Source organism: Pseudonocardia sp. HH130630-07 (assembly GCF_001698125.1).
In the GTDB taxonomy this organism is placed as follows: Bacteria; Actinomycetota; Actinomycetes; order Mycobacteriales; family Pseudonocardiaceae; genus Pseudonocardia.
This window is the reverse complement of the sequence record NZ_CP013854.1, coordinates 2436306-2462083: the sequence shown is the minus strand read 5'-3', so window position 1 is coordinate 2462083 and position 25778 is coordinate 2436306. Positions and strand designations below refer to the sequence as shown.

Genomic DNA, 25778 nt, shown 5'->3' with positions numbered 1-25778 from the left:
AGTGGGAGGGGGAGGGCGGGGGCGGGGAGGGGAGTCAGCGGGTGATGGTCTGGTCCCGGCCGGGGCCGACGCCGATCGCGGAGACCGGGGCGCCGGTCAGCTCCTCGATCCGCTCGACGTAGGCGCGGGCGTTCGCCGGCAGGTCCTCCCAGGCCCGGGCCCCGGAGAGGTCCTCGAACCAGCCCGGCAGCTCCTCGTAGACCGGGACGGCGTGGTGGAACCCGGTCTGGGTCATCGGCATCTCGTCGACCCGGTGGCCGTCGACCTCGTAGCCGACGCAGATCGGCACGCTCTTCAGGCCGGAGAGCACGTCCAGCTTGGTCAGGAACACGTCGGTGATCCCGTTGACCCGCACGGCGTACCGGCCGATGACCGCGTCGAACCAGCCGCAGCGCCGGGCCCGGCCGGTGTTGACGCCGACCTCGCCGCCGGTCTTGCGCAGCCACTCGCCCATCTCGTCCTGCAGCTCGGTCGGGAACGGGCCCGACCCCACGCGGGTGGTGTAGGCCTTCAGGATCCCGATCACTCTAGTGATCTTGTTGGGCCCGATGCCCGACCCCACCGAGGCGCCACCGGCCGTCGGGTTCGACGAGGTGACGAACGGGTAGGTGCCGTGGTCGACGTCGAGCAGGGTGCCCTGCGAGCCCTCCAGCAGGATGGTCTCGCCGCGCTCCAGGGCCTCGTTCAGCAGCAGCCGGGTGTCGACGATCCTGTCGGCGAACTCCTTCGACTGCTCCAGGACCGTGTCCACGACCTCCTGGAAGTCCAGCGCGCGCCGGTTGTAGACCTTGACCAGGATCTGGTTCTTCAGCTCGAGGGCCGCCTCCACCTTCTGGTGCAGGATCTTCTCGTCGAGCAGGTCCGCGGCGCGGACGCCGACCCGGGCCACCTTGTCCTGGTAGGCCGGGCCGATCCCGCGGCCGGTCGTGCCGATCTTGGCCTTGCCGAGGTAGCGCTCGGTGACCCGGTCGATCGCCACGTGGTACGGCATGATCAGGTGCGAGTCGGCGGAGATCAGCAGGCCGGACGTGTCGACGCCGCGACGCTCCAGGCCCGCCTTCTCGTCGATCAGGGCCTCGGGGTTGACCACCACACCGTTGCCGATGACGTTCTTCACACCCGGGGACAGGATCCCGGACGGGATGAGCTTGAGCGCGAAGTCGCGGCCGTCCGGGGTGACGACGGTGTGCCCGGCGTTGTTGCCGCCCTGGTAGCGGACGACCCAGCCGTACTCGCCGCCGAGCAGGTCGGTCGCCTTGCCCTTGCCCTCGTCGCCCCACTGGGCGCCGATCAACACGATTGCGGGCATGTAAGAGACTCCAGTTCACACACGCTCGGCACGGCCACGGACCCGGGCGTGGTTACCGGTTTCCGCGGCGGAGAGGGTACTCGATCAGTGGACTCGACCGATCCCGAAGCGGTGTTGCTCGCCTGCGTGCCGCAGCGCCGACACCGTCTTCCGTTCCACGGTATCCGGCCCCGCGCCCGGCGGGAACGCCCACCGGCCTCCCTCACCGGGGACCCGGCGGTGCGCTCGGTCACCACCGGCCCGCGACCGGGACGCGACGTCGTCGACCCGCTACTGGCCGAACACCCCGGGGTGCGGCTCATCGTGCACGGCGACGACGCCGATCTCGCCGCGGTCGTCCTGCGCCTGCTCCGGCGCTCCGCGCTGGGGACCGAGGTCGCCTACCTGCCCGTGCACCGGAACTCCGCCGCCGTGCGGAACTGGGGGCTGCCGTCGTCGTTCGCCGACGCCGCCGGGCTGGCCCGGACCGGGACGGCCCGGCCGCAGCCGTTGCTCCGCGACGACAACGGCGGTGTGCTCGTCGGGCGCGGCGAGATCCCGGACCTGTACGGCGAGGCCTACTGCGACGCCGTCCGGGTCCTGCACGGCCGGGTGCCCCGCCTGGTCGTCGACGCCGGCCCGGACGGCGTCCGGGTGCGGAGCGGTCGCGGGGTCACCGCCGCGACCGGGCGGGCGGTGCAGATCGGGACGACCGGTGCCACCCCGGTCCGGGACGGCGAGCCGTACCCGCGCGAGACGAAGCGCTGGGCCTGGTACCGGCACACCGAGCCGTGGAACCCGGTGCTGCCGGACTGAGCCCTGCTCAGGCCGCGCGGTCCGACTCGGACGGGCGCCGGTGGTAGGAGTCCACGTAGACCTGGCCGGAGAGGTCGGCGATCGCGTCCATGATCTCGTCGGTGACCGCCCGGCGGATGGTCGGAGCGCCCTCCAGCCCCTCGTACCGGCTGAACTCCAGCGGCGCACCGAAGTGCACCTCGACCCGGGCCAGCCGGGGGAGCCGCCGCCCGGACGGGCGGACCCGCTCCGTCCCGATCAGGCCCACCGGCACGACGACCGCACCGGTGGACAGGGCCAGGCTCGCGACCCCGGTGTGCCCGCGGTGCAGCCGGCCGTCGAGCGAGCGGGTGCCCTCCGGGTAGATGCCGAACACGCCCCCGGCCCGCAGCACCTCCCGGCCGGCGGCCAGCGCGGCGAGACCGGCCCTGGCGTTGCCCCGGTCGACCGGGATGTACCCCAGCGCGCCGAGGAAGCCGGCCGACAGCCGGCCGCGCAGCCCCCGGCGGGTGAAGTACTCCGCCTTGCCCAGGAACGCCACCCGGCGCGGGGCGACGAGCGGGATGAACACCGTGTCGGCGACGGCGCGGTGGTTCGCGGCCAGGATCACCGGGCCGGAGGAGGGGATGTGCCCGGTTCCGTGCACCCGCGGACGCCAGAGCAGGCGCACGAGCGGCGCGAGAACGTAGCGGATGAACGACTGCACTGGCTTGGACCCCGATCGCGGTCGGCGGCGACGACCGCACGGCTGTGTGCGGGGGACGAGGAGTTCGCCCCGGCGCCGGACAGCGCCCGATTCTGCTCCGTGACCGGACCGTGACGGAAGCCCGCTCCCCCGTTCAGCCGACGCCGGTCTCCGGGGGCACGCCGCGCAGCGCGTGCATGGCCTCGGTCCGGGTCATGCCGGTGGCCTGCAGGAGGTCGATGGCGATCGAGCGGACCTGGGCCACCAGCACCGGGACCGAGACGGCCGGGGCCGCGGCGCCGTCGTCCTCCGGGCGGGGTACGGCGGGGACCACCGGTACCTCCGACAGCACCGGGACGTCCCGCACCGCGTCGAGCAGCGGGCCCCGGGCCCGCTCCCGGTCGCCGTCCTGCCCCAGCTCGCGGATCAGGGCGTCCACCGCGCCGGCGAGGTCGACGATCGTGTCCGGCAGCTCGGCCGGGACGCGCTCGCCGTCCTCGATGGCGGTCAGGGCCCGCCGGGCGAGCACCCGGGCGTTGCGGTGGGCGTAGTCGGTCCGCTCGGCGAGCTCCCGGTACCGGCGCAGCATCCGCCGCCGGGGACGGTGCAGCGGGGACACCGCGGCGACCTCGCCCGCCGAGCCGACGGCGGTCCGGAGGCCGTCGATGACGCCCTGGGTGTCGCGGGCCCGGCGCAGCGCCCGGGACGCGCTCTCCCGGTCGCCGGACCGCAGCGCGGAGGCGATCTCGGTGAGCACCGTGACGAGGTCGTCGAGTACCCGCCGGGCCTCGCGCCGCACGATCCGGACCGGGTGCACCGGGAGCACCGCGGCGACCAGGATCCCGGCCATGCCGCCGATCAGGGCGTCCACGCACCGGTCGATCCCCCCGGTCTCGCCGGGCGGCAGCAGGGTGGTGACCAGCACCGCGGACGCACCGGCCTGGGCGACGATGAGGTTGCCGCCGTCGAAGAACGTCGCGAGCGTGATCGCCAGCGCCACGACCAGGACCAGCTGCCAGACCCCGCTGCCGATCTGCGCGATGAGCAGGTCGCCGACCAGCACGCCGAGACTCACCCCGACGACGAGCTCGCTCGCCCGGCGCAGGCGGGAGTTGAGCGACAGGCCGAGGCTGATCACCGCGGCGATCGGCGCGAAGAACGGCCGGGTGTGCCCGACCAGGTCGCCGGCCACCCAGAGGGCGAGGCCCGCGGCCACGGCGCACTGCAGGATCGGCAGCCAGGACGCCCGCACCCGGCGCACACCGAGCCGGCCCCGCACGCGCAGCCGGTTCCCGGCGCGCCGCCACCCGTTCCGCGTCACCGGTCCGCCACGCGGCCGGGGACCCCGTCCCGCACCCGGGTGGCGGGGCGGGACGGGACGGGATGCACGGCCACCGGGTCAGCCGATGCCGAGGGCGGCGAGCGCCTCCGGATCCGAGTCGGCGATCAGGCTGCGCAGCCGCTCGACCTCCGGCGCCTCACCGATCCCGTCGGCCGCGCGCAGGAGCGCGCCGCAGGAACGCAGGAAGCCGCGGTTGGGCTCGTGCGACCACGGGACCGGGCCGAAGCCCTTCCAGCCGTTGCGCCGCAGCTGGTCCAGGCCGCGGTGGTAGCCGGTGCGGGCGTACGCGTACCCGGCGACGGTCTCGCCGGCGGACAGCGCACGCTCGGCCAGCACCGCCCAGGCGATGGAGGAGGCCGGGCTGCCCGCCGCGACCTCGGACGGGTCGGTGCCCGCCGTCAGCTCGGCGGCCGCCGGATCCACCGGGAGCCGGGTGGCTTCGGGTTCGAGGAGATTGCCGTGCACGCTCATGGGACTCAGAGTGCCTTGCCGGCGGACTTCAGCGACTCGCAGGCCTGGACGACCCGCTCGCTCATCGCGACCTCGGCCTTCTTGAGGTAGGTGCGCGGGTCGTAGGTCTTCTTGTTGCCGACCTCGCCGTCGACCTTCAGGACGCCGTCGTAGTTCTCGAACATGTGCGCCGCGATCGGGCGGGTGAACGCGTACTGGGTGTCGGTGTCGACGTTCATCTTCACCACGCCGTAGCCCAGCGCCTCGTGGATCTCCTCCAGCAGCGAGCCGGAGCCGCCGTGGAAGACGAGGTCGAACGGCTTCTCGACCGAGCCCGGCCCGATCGTCGTCCGGGCCACGTCCTGGCCCTCCTTGAGGATCTCCGGGCACAGCTTCACGTTGCCCGGCTTGTAGACGCCGTGCACGTTGCCGAACGTCGCGGCCAGCAGGTAGCGGCCCTTGTCGCCGGAGCCGAGCACCTCGACGGTCCGCGCGAAGTCACCGGGGGCGGTGTAGAGCTTCTCGTTGATGTCGTTGTCGACGCCGTCCTCCTCGCCGCCGACGACGCCGATCTCGACCTCGAGGATGATCTTGGCCTGGACCGCCTCGGCGAGCAGCTCGGCGGCGATCTCCAGGTTCTCCTCCAGCTCGACGGCCGAGCCGTCCCACATGTGCGACTGGAACAGCGGGTTCCGCCCGCCCGACACCCGCTCCTGGCTGATCTTCAGCAGCGGCCGGACGAAGGAGTCGAGCTTGTCCTTCGGGCAGTGGTCGGTGTGCAGCGCGATGTTGACCGGGTACCTGTCCGCGACGACGTGGGCGAACTCGGCGAGCCCGACCGAGCCGGTGACCATGTCCTTGACCCGGGTGCCGGAGAGGAACTCGGCGCCACCGGTGGAGACCTGCACGATGCCGTCCGACCCGGCCTCGGCGAACCCGCGCAGCGCGGCGTTCAGGCTCTCGGTGCCGGTCACGTTGATCGCCGGGTAGGCGAACTCGCCGCTCTTGGCCTTGTCCAGCATCTCGTTGTAGATCTCGGGCGTGGCGATGGGCACGGGCTGCCTCCTCGTCGTCGGCGGTCGCTGCTCGTCGCAGCGCTCTCTCCTCGGGTGAGTATCGCGTACCCGGTGCGGGGTGGCAGGCACCGCGGGAGAGGGTCTGGTCACCCGTTCCGGCGCGGCCGGGGGCACGAGCCCGTGTGGACCGCCGGGGGCGATCGCTACGCTGGGGCACGTGGAGGAGGAACGGGCCGAGAACGCGGTCGACCGGACGCTGGGCCGGTTGCGCGCCATCGACAGCAGACCGGCGCCCGAGGGCACCGGTTCCCACCCGAGCCCGTTCCCCCCGGAACCGGTGCCGGACGGGCCGGGTGGATCCGGGCCGCAGCCCGAGCGCCCGCTGACCCTCGCCGACCTCTACCGCGACCACCGGCTGCGGCTGGTGCGGCTCGCGATGCTGCTCGTCGACATCCCGGCCACCGCCGAGGACGTGGTGCAGGAGGCGTTCGCCGGGCTGCACCGGCACTGGACCGGGCTGCGGGACGAGACGGCGGCCGTCGCCTACCTGCGCGCCGCCGTCGTCAACGGGTCGCGGTCGGTGCTGCGCCGCCGCCGCACCGCACGGGAGTACGTGCCGCCGCACGCGGCCAACGCGCGGTCCGCGGAGTCGCTGGCGATGCTGTCGGCCGAGCACCAGTCGGTCGTCGACGCGCTGTCCGCGCTCCCGCCCCGGCAGCGGGAGGTGCTGGTGCTGCGCTACTACGGCGGCCTGACCGAGTCGGAGATCTCCGAGGCCGCCGGGATGAGCCGCGGGACGGTGAAGTCCACCGCCAGCCGCGCGCTCGACGCCGTCGCCCGGATCATGGAGGAGCGCGCCGGCGCCGCGGCCGTCCGCCGCCCGGGGGAGATCCGATGACCGGCCCGCAGGTCCCGCAGCACGACGACGCGGCCCGCCGGATCGGCGAGGCGCTGCAGGCCCAGGCCCGCGGCCGCCCGATGCCGCCACCGCGGCCGTCCGGCCCGCCGCCGGGAGCCCCGCGGATGCCGAGCCGGGTGCCGCCGCCGGCACCCCGTCCGGGGCCCCCGGTCCAGCACCGGCCCGCCCCCGCCGGCCCGCCCCGCGCCGTCGCCGAACCCCGCACGTCGGCGGGGTCGCAGATCCTCTGGGCCGCACTGGTCGCGCTGCTGGTCGGGGCGTTGCTCGGCGGCGGGATCGCGCTGATCTCCATCCTGCTGCCGGGGGCACTGCCCGCGTTCGGCTGACCGCGCCGGTCGCCGCGCCTCACCCGGCCGGTACCGTTTCTCCGCGTGATGGTCCTCGCCGCAACCCGGACGCTCGCCCTCGGCCCGTCGTGGCTCGACCCGGCGGTGATCATCGAATCGCTCGGCCCGTGGGCCGTCGTCGGCGTGGCCGCGATCATCTTCGCCGAGTGCGGCCTGCTGCTCGGGTTCTTCCTGCCCGGTGACTCGCTGCTGTTCACCGCGGGCCTGTTCGTCGCCCAGGGCGCCATCGACATGCCGCTGTGGCTGCTCTGCATCCTGCTGGTGGTGTCCGCGTTCGCCGGGAACGCCGTCGGTTACGGCATCGGCTACCGGGCCGGCCCGGCCGTCTTCGACAAGCCGAAGTCCCGGCTGTTCGACCCCAAGCACGTCGCCAAGACCCACGAGTTCTTCGAGCGGTACGGCAACCGGGCGATCGTGCTGGCCCGGTTCGTCCCGATCGTGCGGACGTTCATCACGGTCAGCGCGGGTGTGGCCCGGATGGATCCGAAGCGCTACCTCACGTACTCGCTGATCGGCGGCGTCGCCTGGGCCGCCGGGGTGACCGTGCTGGGCTACTTCCTCGGCCAGTTCGCGTTCGTCCGCGAGCACATCGACCTGATCCTGATCGCGATCGTCCTGATCTCGGTACTGCCGATCGTGTTCGAGGTGCTGCGCGCCCGGTCGCAGAAGGGCTCCCCGGCAGCCGCTGGCGCTGCCGGTGCCGTCGACGCCGTCGGTGCCACCGCGGCGGGGGCGGCCGCCGCGACCGTCACCGGCCGGGCCGGCGAGACCGACGCCGCGACCGTGCAGATGCCCGTCGTGGGCCGTCGCCCGGAGCCGGACGGCCAGGGCGGGACACCGGGCCCGGCGGCCCGCCCGCGGGCGGCGCGCGACCTCGGCGGGCGGCAGCCGTCCGCGGCACCGCGCCCGCCGCACCCGGGCGGGGCACCGCAGGGCTGGAGCGCGCCGCAGGACGCACGCACCGGCCAGGGCGAGCAGTCCTACCGGCGCAGCAGCGGGCGCCCGCCGATGCCGCCGCGCCAGGAGCGCTGAGCACCACCCCCGGGAGCCCCCGGCTCACCAGGCGCCGGACAGGTCCGCGTGCTCCCGTACCCAGGCGTGCATGACGATCCCCGCCGCCACCCCGGCGTTGACCGAGCGGGTGGAGCCGAACTGGGCGATCGAGACGGCCACCTCGGCGGCCGCGCGCAGCTCGTCGGACAGCCCCGGGCCCTCGGCGCCGAAGACCAGCACGCAGTCCCGGGGCAGCGCCGTCTGCTCCAGCCGGGTCGCGCCGGGCAGGTTGTCCACCGCCACCAGGGTCAGGCCGGCCGTCCGGGCGTACCCGACCAGCCCGTCGGCGTCCGGATGGTGGTGCACCGACAGGTAGCGGTCGGTGACCATCGCGCCGCGGCGGTTCCAGCGCCGCCGCCCGACGATGTGCACCCCGGCCGCGCCGAACGCGTTCGCCGTGCGCACCACCGTGCCGATGTTGTGGTCGTGACCGAGGTTCTCGATCGCGACGTGGAACGGGTGCGCCCGGCGCGCCAGGTCCGCGGCGACCGCCTCCCGGCTCCAGTAGCGGTAGGCGTCCACCACGTTGCGACGGTCGCCGTGGGCGAGCAGCTCCGGGTCCCAGTGCGACCCGGCGGGCGGCGGTCCCGGCCAGGGACCGACGCCGACCTGCCCCGGGACCTGCCACTCGCTCGGCCCGGTCTCCCCGGAGCCCTCCGGCGCCGTCACCCCAGCTGCAGGTCCGCCAGCCCCAGCAGGGCCCGGTACGGCGCCCCCTCGGCCTCGACGGCCTGCCGGGCGCCGGTGTCGCGGTCCACGACCGTGCACACCCCGACGACGTCGGCCCCCGCGGCGCGCACGGACCGCACCGCGGTCAGCACCGAGCCCCCGGTGGTCGAGGTGTCCTCGACGACGAGCACCCGGCGGCCGGTGATGTCCGGCCCCTCGACCAGCCGTTGCATGCCGTGCCGCTTGGTCTCCTTGCGGACGACGAACGCGTCGATCGCCGCGGGCTCCGGCTCCAGCGCGGCGGCGTGCAGCACGGCCGTCGCGACCGGGTCGGCCCCGAGCGTCAGCCCGCCGACCGAGGCGTAGTCCCAGTCCGCCGTGAGCTCGCGGAGCAGCCGCCCGATCAGCGGGGACGCCTCGTGGTGCAGCGTGACCCGCCGCAGGTCGACGTAGTAGTCCGCCTCGGCACCCGAGGACAGCGTCACCTTCTCGTGGACCACCGCCAGCTCGCGGACCAGCGCGGCCAGCCGGGCCCGGTCCGCGTGCGCCGTCATGTCCGGTCCCGGTCGAAGGTCGCCGTGATCCGCCGCAGCGCACCGCGCGGGATCATCCCGACCAGCCCGACGATCGCCTTGTACTGCCGCGAGGGCACCGACACCACCCGCCCTCTCTGCAAGTCGGCCAGGGCCTCGTCGACGACCCGCCCGGCGTCGAGCCACAGCGGGCCGCGCCGTCCGCCGACGTCGATCCCGGCCCGTTCGTGGAATTCCGTCCGTACGTAACCGGGGCAGAGCGCCATCGCCCGCACCCCGGTGCCCTGCAACGACGCGGCCACCCCCTCGGTGAAGGAGATGACCCACGCCTTGTCCGCGGCGTAGGTGGAGCCGCGGCCGGCGAGGAAGGCGGCCACGCTCGCCACGTTCACCACGGCTCCGGTGCCGCGGTCCACCATCCCGGGCAGCGCCGCCCTGGTCAGTTCCAGCACCCCGGTGACGTTCACCTGCAGCTGCCGGGTCAGGTCCGCCGGGTCGCTCTCCAGGAACGACGCCCCCAGCGCCAGCCCGGCGTTGTTGACGAGCAGGTCGACCGGTGCGAGGTCCGGGTCCGCGAGGCGCGCGGTCACCCGGGCCCGGTCACCGGGCTCGGCCAGGTCCGCGGGCAGCACCTCGACCGCGATCCCGAGATCGCGGAAGCGGTGCGCGGCGGCCTGCAACCGGTCGACGTCGCGGGCCACGAGCACGAGGTCGCGGCCGTCGGCGGCGAGCCGGTCGGCGAACGCCGCCCCGATCCCCGACGACGCGCCCGTGATCATGACGGAGGGCACGGCAGTGAGCGTAGTCCGTCCGCGGGCGGCGTTCCGCCGGAGGCGACACCCGTCCGTGGTCCGTGACGCCGGTCACACACAGCGATCATGACCTCGTGAGACGGAACGCTCTCGCGTGCCTCGCCGTTACGGACCCTTTACCGTCGAGGCATGACGTCCGAGGTGCTGCGGATCCGGCGATCGGCCGAGCCCGCCGGAGAGCCCGACACCGGACCCTCCCCTCGGCACTCCCGGGTCGCGGTCGTGGGTGCGGGCTTCACCGGCCTGGCCGTCGGCCTGGCCCTGCTGCGCCGCGGGGTGCACGACTTCGTCCTGCTGGAGCGGGCCGACGACGTCGGCGGCGTCTGGCGGGACAACACCTATCCCGGCGTCGGCGTCGACACGCCGTCGCCGCTCTACCAGCTCCGCGCGATGACCAACCCCGGCTGGTCCGACCTGTACGCGCCGGGCCACGAGGTGCAGGACTACGCGCGCCGGCTCGCCCGCTCCACCGGCCTGCTGAAGCACATCCGGTTCGGTGCGGACGTCGACTCCACCCGGTGGGACCCGGCGGCGGCCTGCTGGCGGATCGAGACCCCGCTGGGCGAGTTCACGGCGAACGTCCTGGTCAGCGCGGCCGGGCTGGTCGCCGACCCGAAGCTCCCCGACGTGCCGGGGCTGGCCGAGTTCGACGGGCCGGTCTTCCACTCCGCACGCTGGGACCACTCGGTCGACCTCACCGGCAAGCGGGTCGCGGTGGTCGGCACCGGGGCGACGGCCATCCAGCTCATCCCGGAGCTGCAGCCGGTGGCCGCCGAGCTGCACGTGCTCCAGCGCACCCCGGCGTGGATCCTCCCGAAGCCGGAGCGGCCGGTCGGGGACCTGACCCGGCGCGCGCTCGCCGCGACCCCGGTGCTGTCCCGGATGCAGTTCGACGTCATCTACGTCGGCGCCGAGATCCTCGCCGCGACCCGCCGCTCCCGGCTGCTGCGCGACGTCCTCACCCGGGTCGGGCGCCGGCACCTCGGCGCCCAGGTCGCGGACCCGCGGCTGCGCGCGCAGCTCACCCCGGACTTCGCCTACGCCTGCAAGCGCCCGCTGGTGTCCAACGACTACCTGCCCGCGATGTGCGCCCCGAACGCCACCCTGCACACCGGCGGCCTGTCCCGTGTGGACGGACGCACGGTCGTCGCCGGGGACGGGACGGCGGCCGAGGTCGACGCGATCGTCCTCACCACCGGCTTCGAGGTCGGCGCGACGGCACCGATCGCCCGCCGGATCCACGACGCGTCCGGGCGGTCGCTGCACGACCACTGGGGTGCCTACCCGCGGGCGTACCTCGGGGTGAACGTCCCGGACTTCCCCAACCTCTTCCTCATGCAGGGCCCGAACGCCACCAGTGGCGCCAGCTCGACGCTGCTGTTCTCCGAGGCCCAGGCCCGCTACGTCGCCGACGCCGTGTGCCGGATGGCCGACGAGGGCATCCGGGCACTCGACGTGCGGCCCGAGGTCGAGGAGCGGTGGACCCGCCGGATCCGCAGGCGTTCGGCCCGCACCGTGTACGAGACCGGCGGGTGCAGCAGCTACTACCAGAACGCGGACGGCTTCAACGTCGTCATGTGGCCGGCCAACACCGCCGAGTACCAGCTGCGCACCCGGCGGTTCCGGACCACGCCGTTCCGCACCGAGCCGGGCCGGACGGGCGCCGGCCGGCCGCTGGAGCCGCTGCGCCCGGTCCGGCTCGCCGCCACCGCCTGAACGCGCTCAGGCCAGGACGATCGTCGGGAGCACCAGCACCAGCGCGGCGACGACCTCCACCCCGCAGTAGAACCAGATCGGGTACAGCGCGACGGGCCGGTCCACCAGCCGGGAGATCACCCGACCGGCCGCCATGCCGAGCAGCATCACCGCGACCGTCAGCACGACGCCGGGGCGCATGCCGGGCAGCACCAGCGTCGCACCGAGGACCGCGGCCGTCGCCACCCCGAACCCGCCGTAGACCGCCCGGACCTCCGACCGGCTCTCCGGCCGGTCCGCGACCAGGGCGAACGGCCGCACCAGCGCGGCCGGGGCGACGAGCCCGTAGAGCCCCATCCCGAGGAAGAACACCGCCACCACGACGACCGCCGACGTGCCCACACCGGGCCTCCCGTTCCCGGCGGCCCCGTGCCGCCGACCGGGGCCGAGTCTCGCCGGGCCCCGCCCGGGGCGCTGTCACGAACGTGCCGGTCAGCCGTCGGTGACGATCCCCCCGGCGTCGAGGACCAGGCTCGGGCGCAGCCCGAACATCTGCCGGAACGCGAGGCTGAGGTGCGACGGGGTGGCGAAACCGGCGTCGGCGGCGGCCCGGGTGAGATCACCGCCCGCGGCCACCACCCGGGCGACGACGATCATCCGGGCCCACCGCCGGTAGGCCCGGATCCCGATCCCGGCCTGCTCGGCGAACAACCGGCGGAACCGGGGCGGGGACAGCTCCGCCCCGGCGGCGAGCACCTCGGTCGCGACGTCGGCCCCGCCGGGGCGCCCGATCACCCGCAGGGCCGCGCCGATCCGGGCGTCGATCCGGGCCGGGTCGCCGGTCATCGGTCCTGCCGCGGCCCGGTACGACCCCGGCAGGTCGCGCTCCGCGGCCCGGTCCACGATCTCGGCCTCGGCGACGTGGCGCCGGGGGAGCACGGGGTGCGCGTCCGTCATCCGGTCGCGGCAGGTCCCGTGCGCCGCGGTGGCCGGGTCGAGGTAGAGGAAGGCGCTGCGGCCGGCGCCGGAGCGGATCCGGTGCCGCAGCCCGGCCGGCACGAGCACGGTCCGCGCCGGCCCGGCTGCCGGGAGCCCCTCGACGTCGACCGACAGCGGCGCGTCGATCCCGATCGCCAGGCAGGCCACCGCACCGCGGTGGTACCCCAGCTCCAGCGACGGCCCGGCGTAGGCCGCCCAGCCGGGCCCGACCCGGATCTCGGCCCGGTCGGTGCGCGTGGCGCTCAGGCCGGACGTCCCCCGGCCCACGACCGGACCTCCCCGACGAACGCGTCCCGGGCGGCGGGCTCCAGGAACGCCGAGGTGAACGAGTTCTCGGCCAGCGTGACGACCTGCTCGTCGGTCAGGCCGAGGCCCTCGCGGGCGGCGGCGTAGTTGGCGTCGACGTACCCGCCGAAGTAGGCCGGGTCGTCGGAGTGCACCGAGACGTTCAGGTCGGCGGCGAGCATCTCGGGCAGCGGGTGCAGCGCCATCCCGGGCACGCAGCCGAGGCGGACGTTGGACAGCGGGCAGACCGTCAGCGGGGTCCGGTCCCGGCGCAGCCGGGCGACCAGCTCCTCGTCCTCGACCGCCCGGATGCCGTGGTCGACGCGGAGCACGCCGAGATCGTCGAGCGCCTCCCGGACGTAGGACGCCGGGCCCTCCTCCCCGGCGTGCGCCACCGGCCGCAGCCCCAGCTCCCGGGCCCGGTCGAACACCGGCACGAACCGCGACGGCGGGTTCCCGACCTCCGCCGAGTCGAGCCCCACCCCGACGATCCGGTCCAGGTACGGCTCGGCCGCGCGCAGGGTCTCCTCCGCGGCGGCGACCGGCTGGTCCCGCAGGAAGCAGAGGATGAGACCCGCCGAGACCTCACCGGCGTGCGCGTCGACGGCGTCGGTCAGGCCACCGACGACGTCGGCCATCGGCACGCCGCGGGCGGTGTGCGCCTGCGGGTCGAAGAACATCTCGACGTGCCGGACGCCCTGCTCCGGGCAGCGCCGCAGGTAGGCCGACGCCAGCTCGGCGAAGTCGTCGCGGGTGCGCAGGACGGCCATGTTGGCGTAGTAGACGTCCAGGAAGGACTGCAGGTCGGTGAAGTCGTACCGGGCGCGCAGGTCCTCGACGCCGGCGTAGGGCAGCGCGACGTCGTTGCGCCCGGCCAGCGCGAACACCGTCTCCGGCTCGAGGGTGCCCTCGATGTGCAGGTGCAGTTCGGCCTTGGGAAGGGGCGGGATCCCGGTGGTCGTCATCCGGTCATCCTCCCGTGGACGCGGCCACGGGGGCGACCTGCCCGCGGGTCAGGACTCGACGGCCGGGCGCCGCGAGTGCAGCCCCTCCTCCATCGCCGTCGCGACCTCCGCGAGGTCGGCGAGCAGGTCCTGCATCCGGTCGGCGGAGATCCCGACCGGGGCGGCGGCGAGGACCCAGGCGTCCTCGGCCCAGAGCAGCTCGATGTCCTCGCCGACCGCGTCGCTGGCGTCGGCCAGCCGGGTCGAGAGCAGCGGCCGGACCGCCTCGGCGTCGCTCACGAAGGCGTACCGCTCGCCGACCGGCTCCAGCAGGTCCAGACCGGCGTCGTCGGGCAGCGGTGCGGACGGGAGCCGCAGCTCGACCGCGGCCGGGAGCGACTCCTGGACCTGGACCGCGCAGAGCACCGAGCTCACCCGGCCGGCCTGCTCGTGGTCGAACGCGTACGCCTTGCGCGGGCCGTCCGGGGTCGGGACGTCCCCGGTCACCAGGTTCCGGGCGACGCCGGGACCGCCCTGGTGGATGGTCCCGTAGCGCCAGCGGCTGGGCAGGACGGGGTCGGAGTCCTGGTACTCCCACTCACGCATCGAGGCCCAGCGCTTCCGGTCCCGGGTCGCGCCCCCGCGGAACCGGTCGAAGACCAGCAGACCGACGCCGACGACGATCGCGACGAGTGCGATGACGAACCAGACCGACATGCCGCGGAGCGTAGCCCCGATCGAGGGCGCGAGGTGGTTCCGCCACGGCCCGGACGTGCACCTTTCCGGGTGTGACCGGGTTGCGGCACGACATGGAACGACAGGGTCACGCGATCGCGGTGCCCGGGGGCGGCCCCCAGCCGACCAGGGTCTCCCGCCCGGAGGCGGACTGCTTCTGATGTTCGAGGAGCATGCCCGGCGCCCGGTCGGTCACGATCCCGGTCAGGCTCTCCGCAGCGCCGGGTACGGCAGCGGTCACCCCGTCCATCGTGTCCGTCGAGGCCCGTTTCGCCACGTTGGCGGCGACCTCCTGGGCGGCTGCCGTCATCCTCCCCAGCACGGTCAACAGCTCGTCGGTCCGTCGCCAGAGATCGTTGGCGAAACCGATGATGTCGGCGATCAGCAACCCGCCCGACACGACGCCCCCGACCCCGGCGGTGGCGGCGGTCGCGGTCAGCGCCGCCACCGCTTTCGGGACCAGCCACACGAGGAACTCCGCGATCAGGTCGCGAATGATCGCCCGCTCGGTCCCGACGAGCACGCCCGACTGCAGGACGAGCTCGCCGACCTTCCTGCAGTCCTCGGCGAGCGCCCGGAGGCCGTCCGCCTCCCGGACCGCCGCAGCGCCGTAGGACCGGGCCGCCGAACCACTCCATCCGCCGGCGGCGTTGCCCAGCGACGACTCCAGGGAATCGGCCTGGGTCCGGAGCGAACGGGAGAGACGCTCCCAGCCGTTCGCACGGTCCTCGATCTCCGCGGCGTCCCCGCACAGCGCGTCGAGCGGTTCGCGCAGGATCGAGACGTGCTCGATCAGCCAGCCGACACCGGCACGGGCCAGCACGTCCGCCGGATCGTCCCGCAGACTCAGCGCGTCGAGGGCCGCGACCGTGGAGGCAGCGAGTATCCCCGGTCCGTCCTGCCCCTGGACGGCTCCGACCACGTCGTACATCGACGAGGCGATGCCCGCGCCCTCGAAGGCATCGTCCATCAGGTCACCGGTGGTCGGCTCCGGGGCGTCGAACGGGTTCGGGGTCGGTGCGTTCGGGGTCGGTGCGTTCACGCTCGCCCCAGCCCGAACGACGACAGCGACGACGACGACATCATCCCCATGAAGTACGCGGTGTTCCGCTCCTCGGTCTCCCGGTAGGCGGCGGTCGTCGTCCGCAGGGTGTCCCCGAGGTCACGCAGCGCATCCGCCCGATTGCCGAGTTCGACGACACACGCCGCCATCGGCTGACACACGGCCTGCGCGAACACCGCACCGATCAGGCCATAGGCGTCGGGGGAGATGTCGGCCCGGTCCGGACCGGACTCGGCCACCGCCGTGGCCAGCTCCTCGACCTGGCGCGCGTGCTCATCGACGTGGTCCGGTACGACCCAGAAGCCCGGCGCCGTCACGACGGCCTCTCCGCGGACAGCGGCTCCATGATCGCCTCGACCTGACCGCGGGCGTCCGTGACCGCGTCGGCGGCCAGCCGGACCACCGTCTCCGCCAGCCGGGTCAGCGGGAGGTCACCGGCGCGGGCGCCGAACCGCACGTCGGTCAGCGCCCCGGACGCGTCGACGGTGATCGCGACCGCCCCGTCCCGGGTCTGCGCGGTCGCGGTCACCTCGCCCGCACGCGCGCAGGCCTGTTCGGCCCGGACCCGGGCGGCCTCGATCCGCCTGCGGTAGTCGTCCAGCCAGGTCCGCGCGGACGGCGGGGCGGATGTCGGTCGCTCCATGGGCCGGAACGATGACGGTGCACCGCCCCGGCCCGCTGGCGAGTCGGCGGATCAGTTCGCTATCGCGATCGGGGCCACCGACCTCCCGACGACCAGCGCGCCGGTCCCGCCGCCGGCCGCCGGGTCCAGGTCGACCCGCACGGTGTCGCCCTCACGCACCGCCCCGGACAGCAGCTCGCGGGCGAGCTGGTCGCCGATCGCGCTCTGCACCAGCCGGCGCAGCGGGCGCGCCCCGTAGACCGGGTCGAACCCGTTCATCGCGAGCCACTCCCTGGCGGGGTCGGTGACCTCCAGCGTCAGCCGCCGCTTCGCGAGCCGCTCGCCCAGCACCCCGACCGAGATGTCGACGATGTGGGTCAGCTCGTCGGTGGACAGCGCGTGGAAGACCACGACGTCGTCGAGCCGGTTGAGGAACTCCGGCTTGAAGTGCGTCCGGACGATCGCCAGCACCGCGTCCGCGCGGGCGGACTCGTCCAGCGACTGGTCGGCGATGGCCTGGCTGCCCAGGTTGGACGTCAGCACCAGGATCGTGTTGCGGAAGTCCACCGTGCGGCCCTGGCCGTCGGTGAGCCGGCCGTCGTCGAGCACCTGGAGCAGCGTGTCGAAGACGTCCGGATGGGCCTTCTCGACCTCGTCGAGCAGCACGACGGTGTACGGCCGCCGCCGGACCGCCTCGGTGAGCTGGCCGCCCTGGTCGTAGCCGACGTAGCCGGGCGGGGCACCGACCAGGCGGGCCACCGAGTGCTTCTCGGAGTACTCGCTCATGTCGATGCGGACCATCGCGCGCTCGTCGTCGAACAGGAACTCGGCCAGCGCCTTGGCCAGCTCGGTCTTGCCGACGCCGGTCGGGCCGAGGAACAGGAACGAGCCGGTCGGCCGGTTCTCGTCGGCGATCCCGGCCCGGGCCCGGCGCACCGCGTCCGACACCACCTGGACGGCCTCGGCCTGGCCGACGACGCGCCGGCCCAGCTCCTCCTCCATCCGCAGCAGCTTGGCGGTCTCACCCTCCAGCATCCGGCCGGCCGGGATCCCGGTCCAGGAGCTGACGACGTCGGCGACGTCGTCCGGGCCGACCTCCTCCTTGAGCATCACGTCCTCGGCGCGCTGCACCGTCTCGGTCGCCGCCGCCAGCTCCTTCTCCAGCTGCGGGATCCGCCCGTAGCGCAGCTCCGCGGCCCGGCCGAGGTCGCCGTCGCGCTCGGCCCGCTCGGACTCACCGCGCAGCTGCTCCAGCTGCTCCTTGAGCTCGCGGGTGGACTCGATGGCGCCCTTCTCGTTCTGCCAGCGGGCGGTGAGGGCGGCCAGCTCCTCGCGCTGCTCAGCCAGCTCGGCGCGCAGGGCGACCAGCCGGTCGGCCGACGCGGCGTCGGACTCCTGGGTGAGCGCCATCTCCTCGATCTCCAGCCGGCGCACGGCCCGCTCCACCGTGTCGATCTCGACCGGGCGCGAGTCGATCTCCATCCGGAGCCGGGACGCGGCCTCGTCCACCAGGTCGATCGCCTTGTCCGGGAGGAACCGGGCGGTGATGTAGCGGTCCGACAGCGTGGACGCGGCGACCAGCGCGGCGTCGGTGATCCGGACGCCGTGGTGCACCTCGTAGCGCTCCTTGAGCCCGCGCAGGATCCCGACCGTGTCCTCCACGCTCGGCTCCCCGACCAGCACCTGCTGGAACCGGCGTTCCAGCGCGGCGTCCTTCTCGATGTGCTGGCGGTACTCGTCGAGCGTGGTGGCGCCGACCATCCGCAGCTCGCCGCGGGCGAGCATCGGCTTGATCATGTTCCCGGCGTCCATCGCGCCCTCGCCGGACGCCCCGGCGCCGACGATCGTGTGCAGCTCGTCGATGAACGTGATGACCTCGCCCGCGGAGTCGGTGATCTCCTTGAGGACGGCCTTGAGCCGCTCCTCGAACTCACCGCGGTACTTCGCCCCGGCGACCATCGAGCCCAGGTCGAGGGCGATCACCCGCTTGTTGCGCAGCGACTCCGGGACGTCCCCGGTCACGATCCGCTGGGCCAGCCCCTCCACGATCGCCGTCTTGCCGACGCCCGGCTCGCCGATCAGCACCGGGTTGTTCTTGGTGCGCCGCGAGAGCACCTGCACGACCCGGCGGATCTCGGTGTCCCGGCCGATCACCGGGTCGAGCTCGCCGTCCCGGGCCCGGGAGGTGAGGTCCTGGCCGTACTTCTCCAGCGCCTGGTAGCTGCCCTCGGGGTCCGGGCTGGACACCCGGGCCGAGCCGCGGACCTTGCCGAACGCCTCGCGCAGCGCGTCCGGGCCGGCGCCGTGCCGGGCCAGGAGCTCCGCCACCGGGCCGCCGGACCGGGCGAGCCCGACGAGCAGGTGCTCGGTCGAGACGTACTCGTCGCCCATCTCGGTCGCGAGCTGCTGGGCGGCGGTGATCGCGGCCAGCGCGTCGCGCGACAGCTGCGGGGCGCTCACCGAGGACCCGGACGCCGACGGCAGCCGGTTCCCCAGCGCGGTCAGCTCCCGGCGGACGGGGTCGGCGTCCGCGCCGACGGCCGCCAGCAGCGGGACGGCGATCCCGTCGGCCTGGGCGAGGAGCGCCCCGAGCAGGTGGGTGGGGCCCACGTCGGGGTTGCCGGCCAGCGTCGCGGCCTGGACGGCCGCGGAGATGGCCTGCTGGGTACGGGTGGTGGGGTTGAAGGAGTCCATGCTCCGCGTTCCTCCTGGTCCTTCGCGCTCGGTGGGGGCGTTCGGATAGCCCGGGGGGAGCGCCCGGATCCCAGTGTGCCCGTTCGCCCCGTCCCTCGACACGTCCAACGGCAGGAAAGTTGAGCGTGTTCCGCTCAAGCACGACGGGTTCGCCGGATCACACCCGTGCCACCCACATGGACCACCGTCACCTGGCCCGGCCCACCCCGCCCGGCCCACTCATGGAGCTGGAGCCCGGCGGGAGCAGGCCGAAGCTCCATGAGTGCGGCCTGGCCGGGCGCCGGGGCGTGGCGTGACGGCTCAGCGGGAGTGCGGGCGGCGGCGCAGTGCGCGGGAGGCGCCGCCGCCGAGGTGCGTGGTGCTCGGGAACCGGCGCCGGGCCGGGCGCGGCGCGCGCTGCGGGGTCCCCTTCGCGCCGAAGAAGTCGCCGCCCTTGCGGGCCGGGTCGTCGGTGCCCCACTCCCGGCGCTGGGTCACCCGCTCCATCCGCGGGATGTGCTTGCGGCAGTGGATGTAGGCCTCCTCCACCTCGACGACCACCCAGCGCTCGGCGCGGCGGCCACCGGACTCCTCGCCGCCGGCGGCCGGGAAGCTCGCCCGGAACACCTCGTCGTCGACGATCCGGGCCCGGCCGTTGACGTGCAGGCCGATCAGGGACTCGGTGAAGTCGACCATGAGGATGCCGACGTGCGGGTTCTCCACGAGGTTGCCGAGGCTCGCGTAGACACCGTTGCCGCGGTACTCGGGGTAGGCGAGCGTGAACTCGTCCAGCACGCGGACGAAGCCGGGCGGCCCGGCGCGCAGCGAGCTGTCGCACTCGCCGTGGCCGTCGGCGGTGGCGACGAACGCCATCTCCATCCGGGCGATGAACTCGACCATCCGCGGGAGCAGCCGGTCCCGCAGCTGGTCGCCGTAGAAGCGGTCGGCGCGGGCGACGCTGCCGACCTGGTCCTGCAGGACATGCTCGCCGGCCGACCCGGGCCGGTGCGGCGGATCGACCGGATCCGGGACGATCTCCGGAAGGCGCGCGGGACGCTCCCGGCGGGGGAGCACCGGGGCGGGTGTTCGCAGCGGCACGACCACCACCGTGCCATCCGGCGGGCGCAGGACCAAACGATCACCACGACATTCGTCGGCCCGGCCAGGTCGGCACTCCCCGCGACGGACGCTATCCTGCCCGTGGCGCCACCCACGCCAGACGAGTACCCACCGTCCCCGAACGGATGATTCGTGATCATGCGTATCCGCTCACCGCTCCCGAGCGGGACGGCGCGTGCGCTGACCGCACGGGCCGCGCGGATCCTCGGGGGAACGGCGGATCTCGCGTACCCTGACCGGCGGTGCCCGGGCGTCGGCACCGCGGTACGGAGCACGACCGAGGAGAGTGTCCGCCAGGCATGACTGCTGACCAGCTGATCGCCGGCGGCGTCGCCCCGCCGCGTCGTCCCGCCTCCGAGGCGGACCGCACCGTCGAACTCATCCGGACCAGCTTCGCGCTGGTGGAGCCGGTCGCCGAGGACGTCGGGAAGCACTTCTACGCGACGCTGTTCAGCCGCGCCCCGGAGACGCGTGACCTGTTCCCGGTGAACATGGAGGTGCAGCGCAGCCGGTTGCTGCGCGCCCTCGTGCACGTCGTGCAGATGGTGGACCAGCCGGACGACCTCGTCCCGTTCCTCCAGCAGCTCGGTCGCGACCACCGCAAGTTCGGCGTGCTGTCCCAGCACTACAACGCGGTCGGCGAGGCCCTCATCACCGCGATCTCGGCCCACGCCGGGCGGCACTGGACGCCCGAGGTCGAGCGGGCCTGGACCGGCGCCTACGGGATCGTCGCGGACGCGATGCAGCAGGCCGCGGCGGCCGAGCGGGGCCCGGCGTCCTGGCTCGGCCGGGTCGTGGACCACCGGCGGATCGGCTGGGACATCGCCGTCGTCACCGTCGCGACCGACCAGCCGGTGCCCTACCAGGCCGGCCAGTACGTGTCGGTCGAGACACCGCACCGGCCGCGGTTGTGGCGCTACCTGTCCCCGGCCAACGCGCCGCGGCGGGACGGCACGATCCAGTTCCACGTCCGCGCCGTCGAGAACGGCTGGGTCAGCCGGGCGATCGTCGCGCACAGCCGGATCGGCGAGACCTGGCGGATCGGCCCGCCGATGGGCCGGATGGCGGTCCCGCAGAACACCGACCGCGAGCTGCTGATGATCGCCGGCGGCACCGGCGTCGCCCCGATGAAGGCCCTGCTCGACGAGGTCCGGCAGCGCCAGCGCCCGCCGCGCACCCAGGTCTTCGTCGGCGGCCGCACCTGGGACGACCTCTACGACTTCGACTCGCTGCGCAAGCTGTCCTACAGCTTCCCGTGGCTGGACGTGATCCCGGTCGTCGAGCACGAGGACGTGCCGTCCGGTGCCGAGACCGGCACGCTGGCCGACGTCGTGACCCGGTTCGGCGCCTGGAGCGACCACGACGTCCTCGTCTGCGGATCGCCGGCGATGATCCGGTCGACGGTCTCCCGGATGCTGGTCGCCGGCACGCCGCTGGACCGGGTCACCTACGACCCGTTCACGATGGACTGAGCGACCCGCTCAGAACGCGTCGGTGCTCCGTACCGACAGCACGTGCAGGACCCGGGACCCGGAGAACGCGTCCCGCCCGTGCAGGAACCGGTAGTTGTCGAGGACGAGCAGGTCGCCCCGCTCCAGCCGGAACCGCGGCGCCACCTCGAACGCGGTGGCGAGCAGGTCGGCGTACTCCTCGATCCGGGCCAGGTGCTCGTCCCACTCCGGCTCCCGGGGCACCGGCAGCGCGTAGTCGCTGGCCCGGACGGCCCGGCGACCGCCACGGGTGTGCTCGACCATCCGGCGCAGCAACGGTGTGGACGGCACACCGCGCGGCGGGTCGGTCCGGCTGCCGAAGAAGTCGGTGTCGGCGCCGGTGAGGAACGCGTGCAGACCGGGATCCTCGACGGCCACCCGGTCGATGAGCCGGTAGCCGTCGACCAGCACCGAGTCGCCACCGGACGGCGCCGGTGCGGAGCAGTGCATCAGCAGGTAGTCCTCGTCCGGGTCGCGCAGTCGCACGGTGCGTCCGTGCACGTCACCCTCGAGGAACGCGCCGTCGTTGTGCAGGCCGAGCACCGGTGAGTCGGTGCCGCCCTGCGGCCGGATGCCGAACAGCTCCCGCAGCCGCCGGCCGAGCAGCCGGGCGGCGGTCTCCACCAGCACCTCGGGATCGTCGCCGGCACCCGGGATCCGGACGACGCCGTCCTCGGCGAGCACCCGCCGGGCGTCCTCGACCGGCGCGGTGCGCGGCACCGTCCCGGTCTCGTCCACCAGGCCCTTGAGCTCGGGCCGGACCTCGCCCCGCCGCCGTCCGTCCGTGTCGGTGACCGCCACGTCGCACCTCCTGCCGCATCGTGGTTCTCGCAGCATTGTGGCAGCAGCAAGGTCCGATCAGTACTGTCCGGACGGTCCGGTGACCCACCGCCGCTCGAGCGCGCGGCCGAGCGCGGTCACCATCAGCGCCGTCCCGACGACGGCGGCCGCCGGCAGCAGCACGAGCTGCGGCGCGGAGAACAGGAACTGCCGCCCGTCGGCGAGCATCGCGCCCCACTCGGGGGTCGGCGGCTGCGGCCCGAGACCGAGGAACGACAGGCCGGCCACGGTCAGCAGCAGGTTCGCGAACCGCAGGCACAGGTGCGACAGCAGCGGGCGGGTCAGGTTCGGCAGCACGTGCCGGAACGCGATGCGGCCCGGCCCCGCCCCGACGGCGACCGCACCCTCGACGTAGGCCCGCCCCCGTTCCCGCACGACGAGCTGGTGGGTGAGCCTGGCGAACGGCGTCCACCCGGCGACGACCACCGCCACCAGCAACGATCCCGCGCCCGGCGCCCCGCCGGACGCCGCGACCACGACCAGCCCGACCAGCACGGCCGGGACCGCGACGAGCACGTCGATCGTCCGCTGGAAGACCTGCGCGACGGTCCGGCCGGCCCACCCCGCGAGCGTGCCGAGCACGGTGCCGATCAGCGCGCACAGGGCCAGCGCGACCAGGGTGAATCCGACCGAGGTCCGGGCGCCGACGGCGAGCCGGGCGAGCAGGTCGCGGCCGAGCTGGTCGGTCCCGAGCAGGTGCTCCACCGACGGGCCGGCGAACCGCTGGGACAGGTCGTTGGTCGTCGGGTCCAGGGGCAGCAGTGCGAGCACGAGGAGTGCACCGCCCAGCAGGGCACCGGTGGCCGGCCACGGGCGGTACCCCATGGCGGTCCTCATCGGGCCGCGCTCCGGGCGACCGGGTCCAGCGCCAGCGCGAGCAGCTCGGCGAGGATCCCGGCGAGCGAGGCGACCATGATGATCGCGAGCAGACCGGCCTGGACCACCGGGAGATCCTGACCGAGGACGGCGTCGTAGAGCAGCCGGCCCACCCCGGGCACCGCGAAGAGCACCTCGACGACGACCGATCCGCCCAGCAGACCGCCCAGGAACAGGCCGGACATCGAGGTCACCGAGGTCAGCGCGAGCCGGCCGCCGTGCCGCCACAGCACCGCGGGCTCGCTCATCCCCTTCGCCCTGGCCACCGTGACGTGGGCGCGTCCGAGCACGTCGACGGTCTCGGCCCGCACCAGCTGCGCGGCGAGCGCCGCCGGGAACGCGGCCAGGGTCAGCACCGGGAGCACCGCCTGGGCCGGGGTGCCCCAGCCGGTCGCCGGCAGCACCGGGACCACGACGGCGAACGCCAGTACCAGGACCGTCCCGAGCACGAACTCGGGCACCGCGACACCGAGCACCGAACCCGCCGTCAGCACCCGGTCGGCCCGGCCGCCGGGCCGGCGGGCCGCCCGCACCCCGGCCGGGATGCCGACGGCCCCGGCGACGACGAGCGCGCCCGCCGCGAGCAGGAACGACACGCCCAGCGCCGGCCACAGCGCGTCCGTCACCGGGGTGCGGCTGGCGTAGGACAGGCCGAGGTCCCCGCCGAGCAGCGCGGAGAACCAGCCGGTGAACTGGTCCCACCAGCTGCCGTCGAGGCCGTAGCGCTCGCGCAGCGCGGCGAGGACCGCCGGATCGGGGTCGGCCTCGCCGGTCCGGCTTCGGAGGATGCCCAGCGCCGTGTCCTGCCCGGACAGCCGGGGCAGCAGGAACACCAGCACCGATCCCAGCACGAACACCACCGGCAGCGCGGCCAGCCGGCGGACCAGCAGCGTCGTCACCCCGTCTTCGCCAGCCCGGGGACGACCAGCGACTTCGCGAGCGGATCGACGGTGTACCCCGCCACCCGGTACCCGACGCCGGTGGCCCGGGTGTGCACCAGCGGCACGCCGACGGCGTCGGCGGTCAGCATCGCCGACGCCCGGCGGAACACCTCCTGGCGGGCGGCCGGGTCGGTCTCGGTGGCCAGTGGGCGCAGCAGGGCGTCGAACGCGGGGGAGCAGTAGCGGTTGATGTTGTACGAGCCCTGGCAGGTGTAGTCCGTGCCCAGCGTGGCGCCGGCGTCCGGTACGTCGAGCAGGTAGCTGCGGGACAGCAGGTACATGTCGTAGTCACCGGCGAGCAGTTCGGGCTCACGGGCGTCGTGGTCACCGATCCGGACGTTCGCCTCGATCCCGGCCGCGCGCAGCATCTCCTGCACCGCGGTGGCGAGCGTCGGCAGCTCGGCGCGGTTGGCGTAGGTCCCGAGCTCGACCCGCAGCGGGCGGTCCGGGCCGAACCCGGCCTCGGCGAGCAGCTGCCGGGCGCGGGCCGGGTCGGCGGCGGGCGCCGGGGTCCGTGCCCCCCAGGCGACGGCCGGGCCGAACAGCTCCGACGCCGGCACGGCCGACCCGGCGAGTGCCTGCTCACCGAGCGCGGTCCGGTCGATCGCGGCGGTCACCGCCTGCCGCACCCGGACGTCGGAGAACGGCGCCCGGGACTGGTTGAGCAGCAGCGACGCGGTCCGGGGAGCGGCGACGGCCTCGTTGGCGTAGTCGCCTCCGGTGAACTCCAGCGCGGTGGCCTCCGGGAGCTCCTGGGCGATGTCGGCGTCCCCGGCCCGCAGCGCGAGCGCCCGGGCCGCCGGATCGGGGACGAAGGTCGCCGTGACCTCGGCGAGCCGGGCCCGCTCACCCCAGTACCGGTCGTGACGCTGCAGGGTCGCCGACTGGACGCCGTCGAGCCGGGTGATCGTCATCGGCCCGGTACCCGTGCCCTGCACCGCGGGCGGGGTGGACGCGTACGCCGACGGCGCCAGGATCGCGGTGTTCGCGCTGGACAGCCGCAGCGGCAGGATCGGGTCCGGCGCCGTCGTCGTGACCCGGACGGCGGCCGGCCCGTCCCCCTCGGCCCGCAGACCGACACCCTTGACCGCGCGCGGCGGTGCCGGGACGCCGGCCAGCCAGTTCAGCGCGGACGCGGCCGCCTCGCCGGTGAGCGGCTCACCGTTCTGGAACCGCACGCCGGGCCGCAGCTCGAACCGCCAGGTGCGCGGGTCGGCCTGCTGCTCCCAGGACACGGCGAGCGCCGGGTTCGCCCGGCCGTCCGGGCCGGAGGCGACCAACGACTCCGTCGCACCGAGCTGGGAGAGGACGAACGCGTCGTCGGTGTCGACGGCGTAGCCCGCGCCGGGGGCGAACGCCATGGCGAGGGTGAGCCGGCCGTCCGGGACCACCTGCCCGGTCCCGCCGCCGCCACCGCAGGAGGTGAGGACGAGTGCGCCGGCCGCCAGTGCGGCGACCACCCGGACGGCGGAACGACGGCGCCCGGGAACGGCGGCCGGTGCAACAGGCATGCGAGCTGTCCTCTCCGGCGCCTCGACGGGATGTCACCCGGCGCCCGGAAGATCCTCGGAAAGCGTGCGCGGACGG

The 25778-nt window shown here is 74.4% G+C and carries 27 protein-coding genes; 6 read left to right on the top strand and 21 right to left on the bottom strand.

What is annotated here, in order from left to right; translation table 11 throughout:
- Positions 1-34: 34 nt before the first annotated feature.
- Positions 35-1309 (bottom strand): adenylosuccinate synthase, encoded by a 1275-nt coding sequence (locus AFB00_RS11940; RefSeq protein ID WP_068797288.1) that lies wholly within the window; start codon positions 1307-1309, stop codon positions 35-37.
- A gap of 219 nt (positions 1310-1528) precedes the next feature.
- Here AFB00_RS11940 and AFB00_RS11935 point away from each other — a divergent pair, with 219 nt between their 5' ends.
- Entirely contained in the window at positions 1529-2104 is a 576-nt protein-coding gene (locus AFB00_RS11935; protein WP_068800235.1) for a hypothetical protein, read from the top strand.
- Positions 2105-2111: 7 nt separating this feature from the next.
- On the opposite strand, the gene AFB00_RS11930 is transcribed toward AFB00_RS11935, so the two are convergent.
- The 4 genes from AFB00_RS11930 to fbaA form a co-directional block, all read right to left on the bottom strand.
- Complete coding sequence (locus tag AFB00_RS11930; RefSeq protein WP_068797287.1) at positions 2112-2789, bottom strand: lysophospholipid acyltransferase family protein; 678 nt, start codon at positions 2787-2789, stop codon at positions 2112-2114.
- 133 nt (positions 2790-2922) lie between these two features.
- A complete protein-coding gene (locus AFB00_RS11925) occupies positions 2923-4089 on the bottom strand; it encodes an FUSC family protein (protein WP_231974341.1) in 1167 nt (388 codons plus the stop codon).
- A gap of 78 nt (positions 4090-4167) precedes the next feature.
- Positions 4168-4581, bottom strand: a complete 414-nt coding sequence (locus AFB00_RS11920) for a DUF3151 domain-containing protein (RefSeq protein ID WP_068797286.1) — start codon at positions 4579-4581, stop codon at positions 4168-4170.
- A gap of 5 nt (positions 4582-4586) precedes the next feature.
- The gene (gene fbaA / locus AFB00_RS11915) at positions 4587-5615 is read right to left on the bottom strand and encodes a class II fructose-bisphosphate aldolase (protein ID WP_068797285.1); all 1029 of its coding nucleotides are present in this window, start codon (positions 5613-5615) and stop codon (positions 4587-4589) included.
- Between the two features lie 160 nt (positions 5616-5775).
- Between fbaA and AFB00_RS11910 the strand changes: the two genes are divergently transcribed.
- Genes AFB00_RS11910 through AFB00_RS35775 form a run of 3 tightly spaced genes read left to right on the top strand, consistent with a single transcriptional unit; the run spans position 5776 to position 7874 of the window.
- Positions 5776-6474 carry a SigE family RNA polymerase sigma factor gene (locus AFB00_RS11910; RefSeq protein WP_083276019.1) on the top strand — a complete coding sequence of 233 codons (699 nt, stop codon included), beginning with the start codon at positions 5776-5778 and terminating at the stop codon, positions 6472-6474.
- The gene (locus AFB00_RS11905) at positions 6471-6821 is read left to right on the top strand and encodes a hypothetical protein (protein ID WP_068797284.1); all 351 of its coding nucleotides are present in this window, start codon (positions 6471-6473) and stop codon (positions 6819-6821) included. The genes AFB00_RS11910 and AFB00_RS11905 overlap by 4 nt, the downstream gene beginning before the upstream one ends.
- 48 nt (positions 6822-6869) lie before the next feature.
- Positions 6870-7874: a VTT domain-containing protein gene (locus AFB00_RS35775; RefSeq protein ID WP_083275464.1), complete on the top strand. Its 1005-nt coding sequence runs from the start codon at positions 6870-6872 to the stop codon at positions 7872-7874.
- Positions 7875-7898: 24 nt separating this feature from the next.
- On the opposite strand, the gene AFB00_RS11895 is transcribed toward AFB00_RS35775, so the two are convergent.
- The 3 genes from AFB00_RS11895 to AFB00_RS11885 are packed head-to-tail and all read right to left on the bottom strand — an operon-like array spanning position 7899 to position 9888.
- Positions 7899-8564 (bottom strand): TrmH family RNA methyltransferase, encoded by a 666-nt coding sequence (locus tag AFB00_RS11895; protein ID WP_068797283.1) that lies wholly within the window; start codon positions 8562-8564, stop codon positions 7899-7901.
- Positions 8561-9118 carry an orotate phosphoribosyltransferase gene (gene pyrE, locus AFB00_RS11890; RefSeq protein ID WP_068797282.1) on the bottom strand — a complete coding sequence of 186 codons (558 nt, stop codon included), beginning with the start codon at positions 9116-9118 and terminating at the stop codon, positions 8561-8563. Before pyrE ends, AFB00_RS11895 begins: the two co-directional genes overlap by 4 nt.
- A complete protein-coding gene (locus AFB00_RS11885; RefSeq protein ID WP_197519828.1) occupies positions 9115-9888 on the bottom strand; it encodes an SDR family NAD(P)-dependent oxidoreductase in 774 nt (257 codons plus the stop codon). Before AFB00_RS11885 ends, pyrE begins: the two co-directional genes overlap by 4 nt.
- A gap of 150 nt (positions 9889-10038) precedes the next feature.
- On the opposite strand from AFB00_RS11885, the gene AFB00_RS11880 reads away from it, so the two are divergent.
- The gene (locus tag AFB00_RS11880) at positions 10039-11625 is read left to right on the top strand and encodes a flavin-containing monooxygenase (RefSeq protein WP_068797280.1); all 1587 of its coding nucleotides are present in this window, start codon (positions 10039-10041) and stop codon (positions 11623-11625) included.
- Positions 11626-11631: 6 nt separating this feature from the next.
- Here the strand turns inward: AFB00_RS11880 and AFB00_RS11875 are convergent, their stop codons facing one another.
- The 9 genes from AFB00_RS11875 to AFB00_RS11835 form a co-directional block, all read right to left on the bottom strand.
- On the bottom strand, positions 11632-12006 hold the full coding sequence (locus AFB00_RS11875; RefSeq protein WP_083275463.1) for a DUF4345 family protein: 375 nt from the start codon (positions 12004-12006) through the stop codon (positions 11632-11634).
- Positions 12007-12096: 90 nt separating this feature from the next.
- Positions 12097-12870, bottom strand: coding sequence for an AraC family transcriptional regulator (locus tag AFB00_RS11870; RefSeq protein ID WP_083275462.1), 774 nt, complete (start codon positions 12868-12870; stop codon positions 12097-12099).
- A complete protein-coding gene (locus AFB00_RS11865) occupies positions 12846-13853 on the bottom strand; it encodes an adenosine deaminase (protein ID WP_068797279.1) in 1008 nt (335 codons plus the stop codon). The genes AFB00_RS11870 and AFB00_RS11865 overlap by 25 nt, the downstream gene beginning before the upstream one ends.
- A 48-nt stretch (positions 13854-13901) precedes the next feature.
- Entirely contained in the window at positions 13902-14549 is a 648-nt protein-coding gene (locus AFB00_RS11860) for a hypothetical protein (protein WP_068797278.1), read from the bottom strand.
- Between the two features lie 106 nt (positions 14550-14655).
- Complete coding sequence (locus AFB00_RS11855) at positions 14656-15609, bottom strand: WXG100 family type VII secretion target (protein ID WP_068797277.1); 954 nt, start codon at positions 15607-15609, stop codon at positions 14656-14658.
- Positions 15606-15947, bottom strand: coding sequence for a type VII secretion target (locus tag AFB00_RS11850; protein ID WP_068797276.1), 342 nt, complete (start codon positions 15945-15947; stop codon positions 15606-15608). The genes AFB00_RS11855 and AFB00_RS11850 overlap by 4 nt, the downstream gene beginning before the upstream one ends.
- A complete protein-coding gene (locus AFB00_RS11845) occupies positions 15944-16273 on the bottom strand; it encodes a YbaB/EbfC family nucleoid-associated protein (RefSeq protein ID WP_068797275.1) in 330 nt (109 codons plus the stop codon). The genes AFB00_RS11850 and AFB00_RS11845 overlap by 4 nt, the downstream gene beginning before the upstream one ends.
- Before the next feature lie 51 nt (positions 16274-16324).
- A complete protein-coding gene (gene clpB / locus AFB00_RS11840) occupies positions 16325-18946 on the bottom strand; it encodes an ATP-dependent chaperone ClpB (protein ID WP_068797274.1) in 2622 nt (873 codons plus the stop codon).
- Between the two features lie 300 nt (positions 18947-19246).
- Positions 19247-20023 (bottom strand): pyridoxamine 5'-phosphate oxidase family protein, encoded by a 777-nt coding sequence (locus AFB00_RS11835; protein WP_442965854.1) that lies wholly within the window; start codon positions 20021-20023, stop codon positions 19247-19249.
- Positions 20024-20343: 320 nt separating this feature from the next.
- Here AFB00_RS11835 and AFB00_RS11830 point away from each other — a divergent pair, with 320 nt between their 5' ends.
- Positions 20344-21516 carry a globin domain-containing protein gene (locus AFB00_RS11830; RefSeq protein WP_197519827.1) on the top strand — a complete coding sequence of 391 codons (1173 nt, stop codon included), beginning with the start codon at positions 20344-20346 and terminating at the stop codon, positions 21514-21516.
- 9 nt (positions 21517-21525) lie between these two features.
- On the opposite strand, the gene AFB00_RS11825 is transcribed toward AFB00_RS11830, so the two are convergent.
- Genes AFB00_RS11825 through AFB00_RS11810 form a run of 4 tightly spaced genes read right to left on the bottom strand, consistent with a single transcriptional unit; the run spans position 21526 to position 25702 of the window.
- Entirely contained in the window at positions 21526-22335 is an 810-nt protein-coding gene (locus AFB00_RS11825; protein WP_197519826.1) for a TauD/TfdA family dioxygenase, read from the bottom strand.
- Between the two features lie 57 nt (positions 22336-22392).
- Positions 22393-23199 (bottom strand): ABC transporter permease, encoded by an 807-nt coding sequence (locus AFB00_RS11820; protein ID WP_068797272.1) that lies wholly within the window; start codon positions 23197-23199, stop codon positions 22393-22395.
- Between the two features lie 8 nt (positions 23200-23207).
- Complete coding sequence (locus AFB00_RS11815) at positions 23208-24149, bottom strand: ABC transporter permease (RefSeq protein WP_068797271.1); 942 nt, start codon at positions 24147-24149, stop codon at positions 23208-23210.
- On the bottom strand, positions 24146-25702 hold the full coding sequence (locus AFB00_RS11810) for an ABC transporter substrate-binding protein (RefSeq protein ID WP_083275458.1): 1557 nt from the start codon (positions 25700-25702) through the stop codon (positions 24146-24148). The genes AFB00_RS11815 and AFB00_RS11810 overlap by 4 nt, the downstream gene beginning before the upstream one ends.
- Positions 25703-25778: the final 76 nt, after the last annotated feature.

Bases quoted from the DNA above. Each gene is read 5' to 3' on its own strand.
- pyrE (WP_068797282.1), bottom strand. From the start codon at position 9,118: ATGACGGCGCACGCGGACCGGGCCCGGCTGGCCGCGCTGGTCCGCGAG.
- AFB00_RS11920 (WP_068797286.1), bottom strand. From the start codon at position 4,581: ATGAGCGTGCACGGCAATCTCCTCGAACCCGAAGCCACCCGGCTCCCG.
- AFB00_RS35775 (WP_083275464.1), top strand. From the start codon at position 6,870: ATGGTCCTCGCCGCAACCCGGACGCTCGCCCTCGGCCCGTCGTGGCTC.
- AFB00_RS11905 (WP_068797284.1), top strand. From the start codon at position 6,471: ATGACCGGCCCGCAGGTCCCGCAGCACGACGACGCGGCCCGCCGGATC.
- AFB00_RS11860 (WP_068797278.1), bottom strand. From the start codon at position 14,549: ATGTCGGTCTGGTTCGTCATCGCACTCGTCGCGATCGTCGTCGGCGTC.
- AFB00_RS11940 (WP_068797288.1), bottom strand. From the start codon at position 1,309: ATGCCCGCAATCGTGTTGATCGGCGCCCAGTGGGGCGACGAGGGCAAG.
- AFB00_RS11845 (WP_068797275.1), bottom strand. From the start codon at position 16,273: ATGGAGCGACCGACATCCGCCCCGCCGTCCGCGCGGACCTGGCTGGAC.
- AFB00_RS11820 (WP_068797272.1), bottom strand. From the start codon at position 23,199: ATGGGGTACCGCCCGTGGCCGGCCACCGGTGCCCTGCTGGGCGGTGCA.
- AFB00_RS11830 (WP_197519827.1), top strand. From the start codon at position 20,344: ATGACTGCTGACCAGCTGATCGCCGGCGGCGTCGCCCCGCCGCGTCGT.
- AFB00_RS11880 (WP_068797280.1), top strand. From the start codon at position 10,039: ATGACGTCCGAGGTGCTGCGGATCCGGCGATCGGCCGAGCCCGCCGGA.
- clpB (WP_068797274.1), bottom strand. From the start codon at position 18,946: ATGGACTCCTTCAACCCCACCACCCGTACCCAGCAGGCCATCTCCGCG.
- AFB00_RS11865 (WP_068797279.1), bottom strand. From the start codon at position 13,853: ATGACGACCACCGGGATCCCGCCCCTTCCCAAGGCCGAACTGCACCTG.
- AFB00_RS11810 (WP_083275458.1), bottom strand. From the start codon at position 25,702: ATGCCTGTTGCACCGGCCGCCGTTCCCGGGCGCCGTCGTTCCGCCGTC.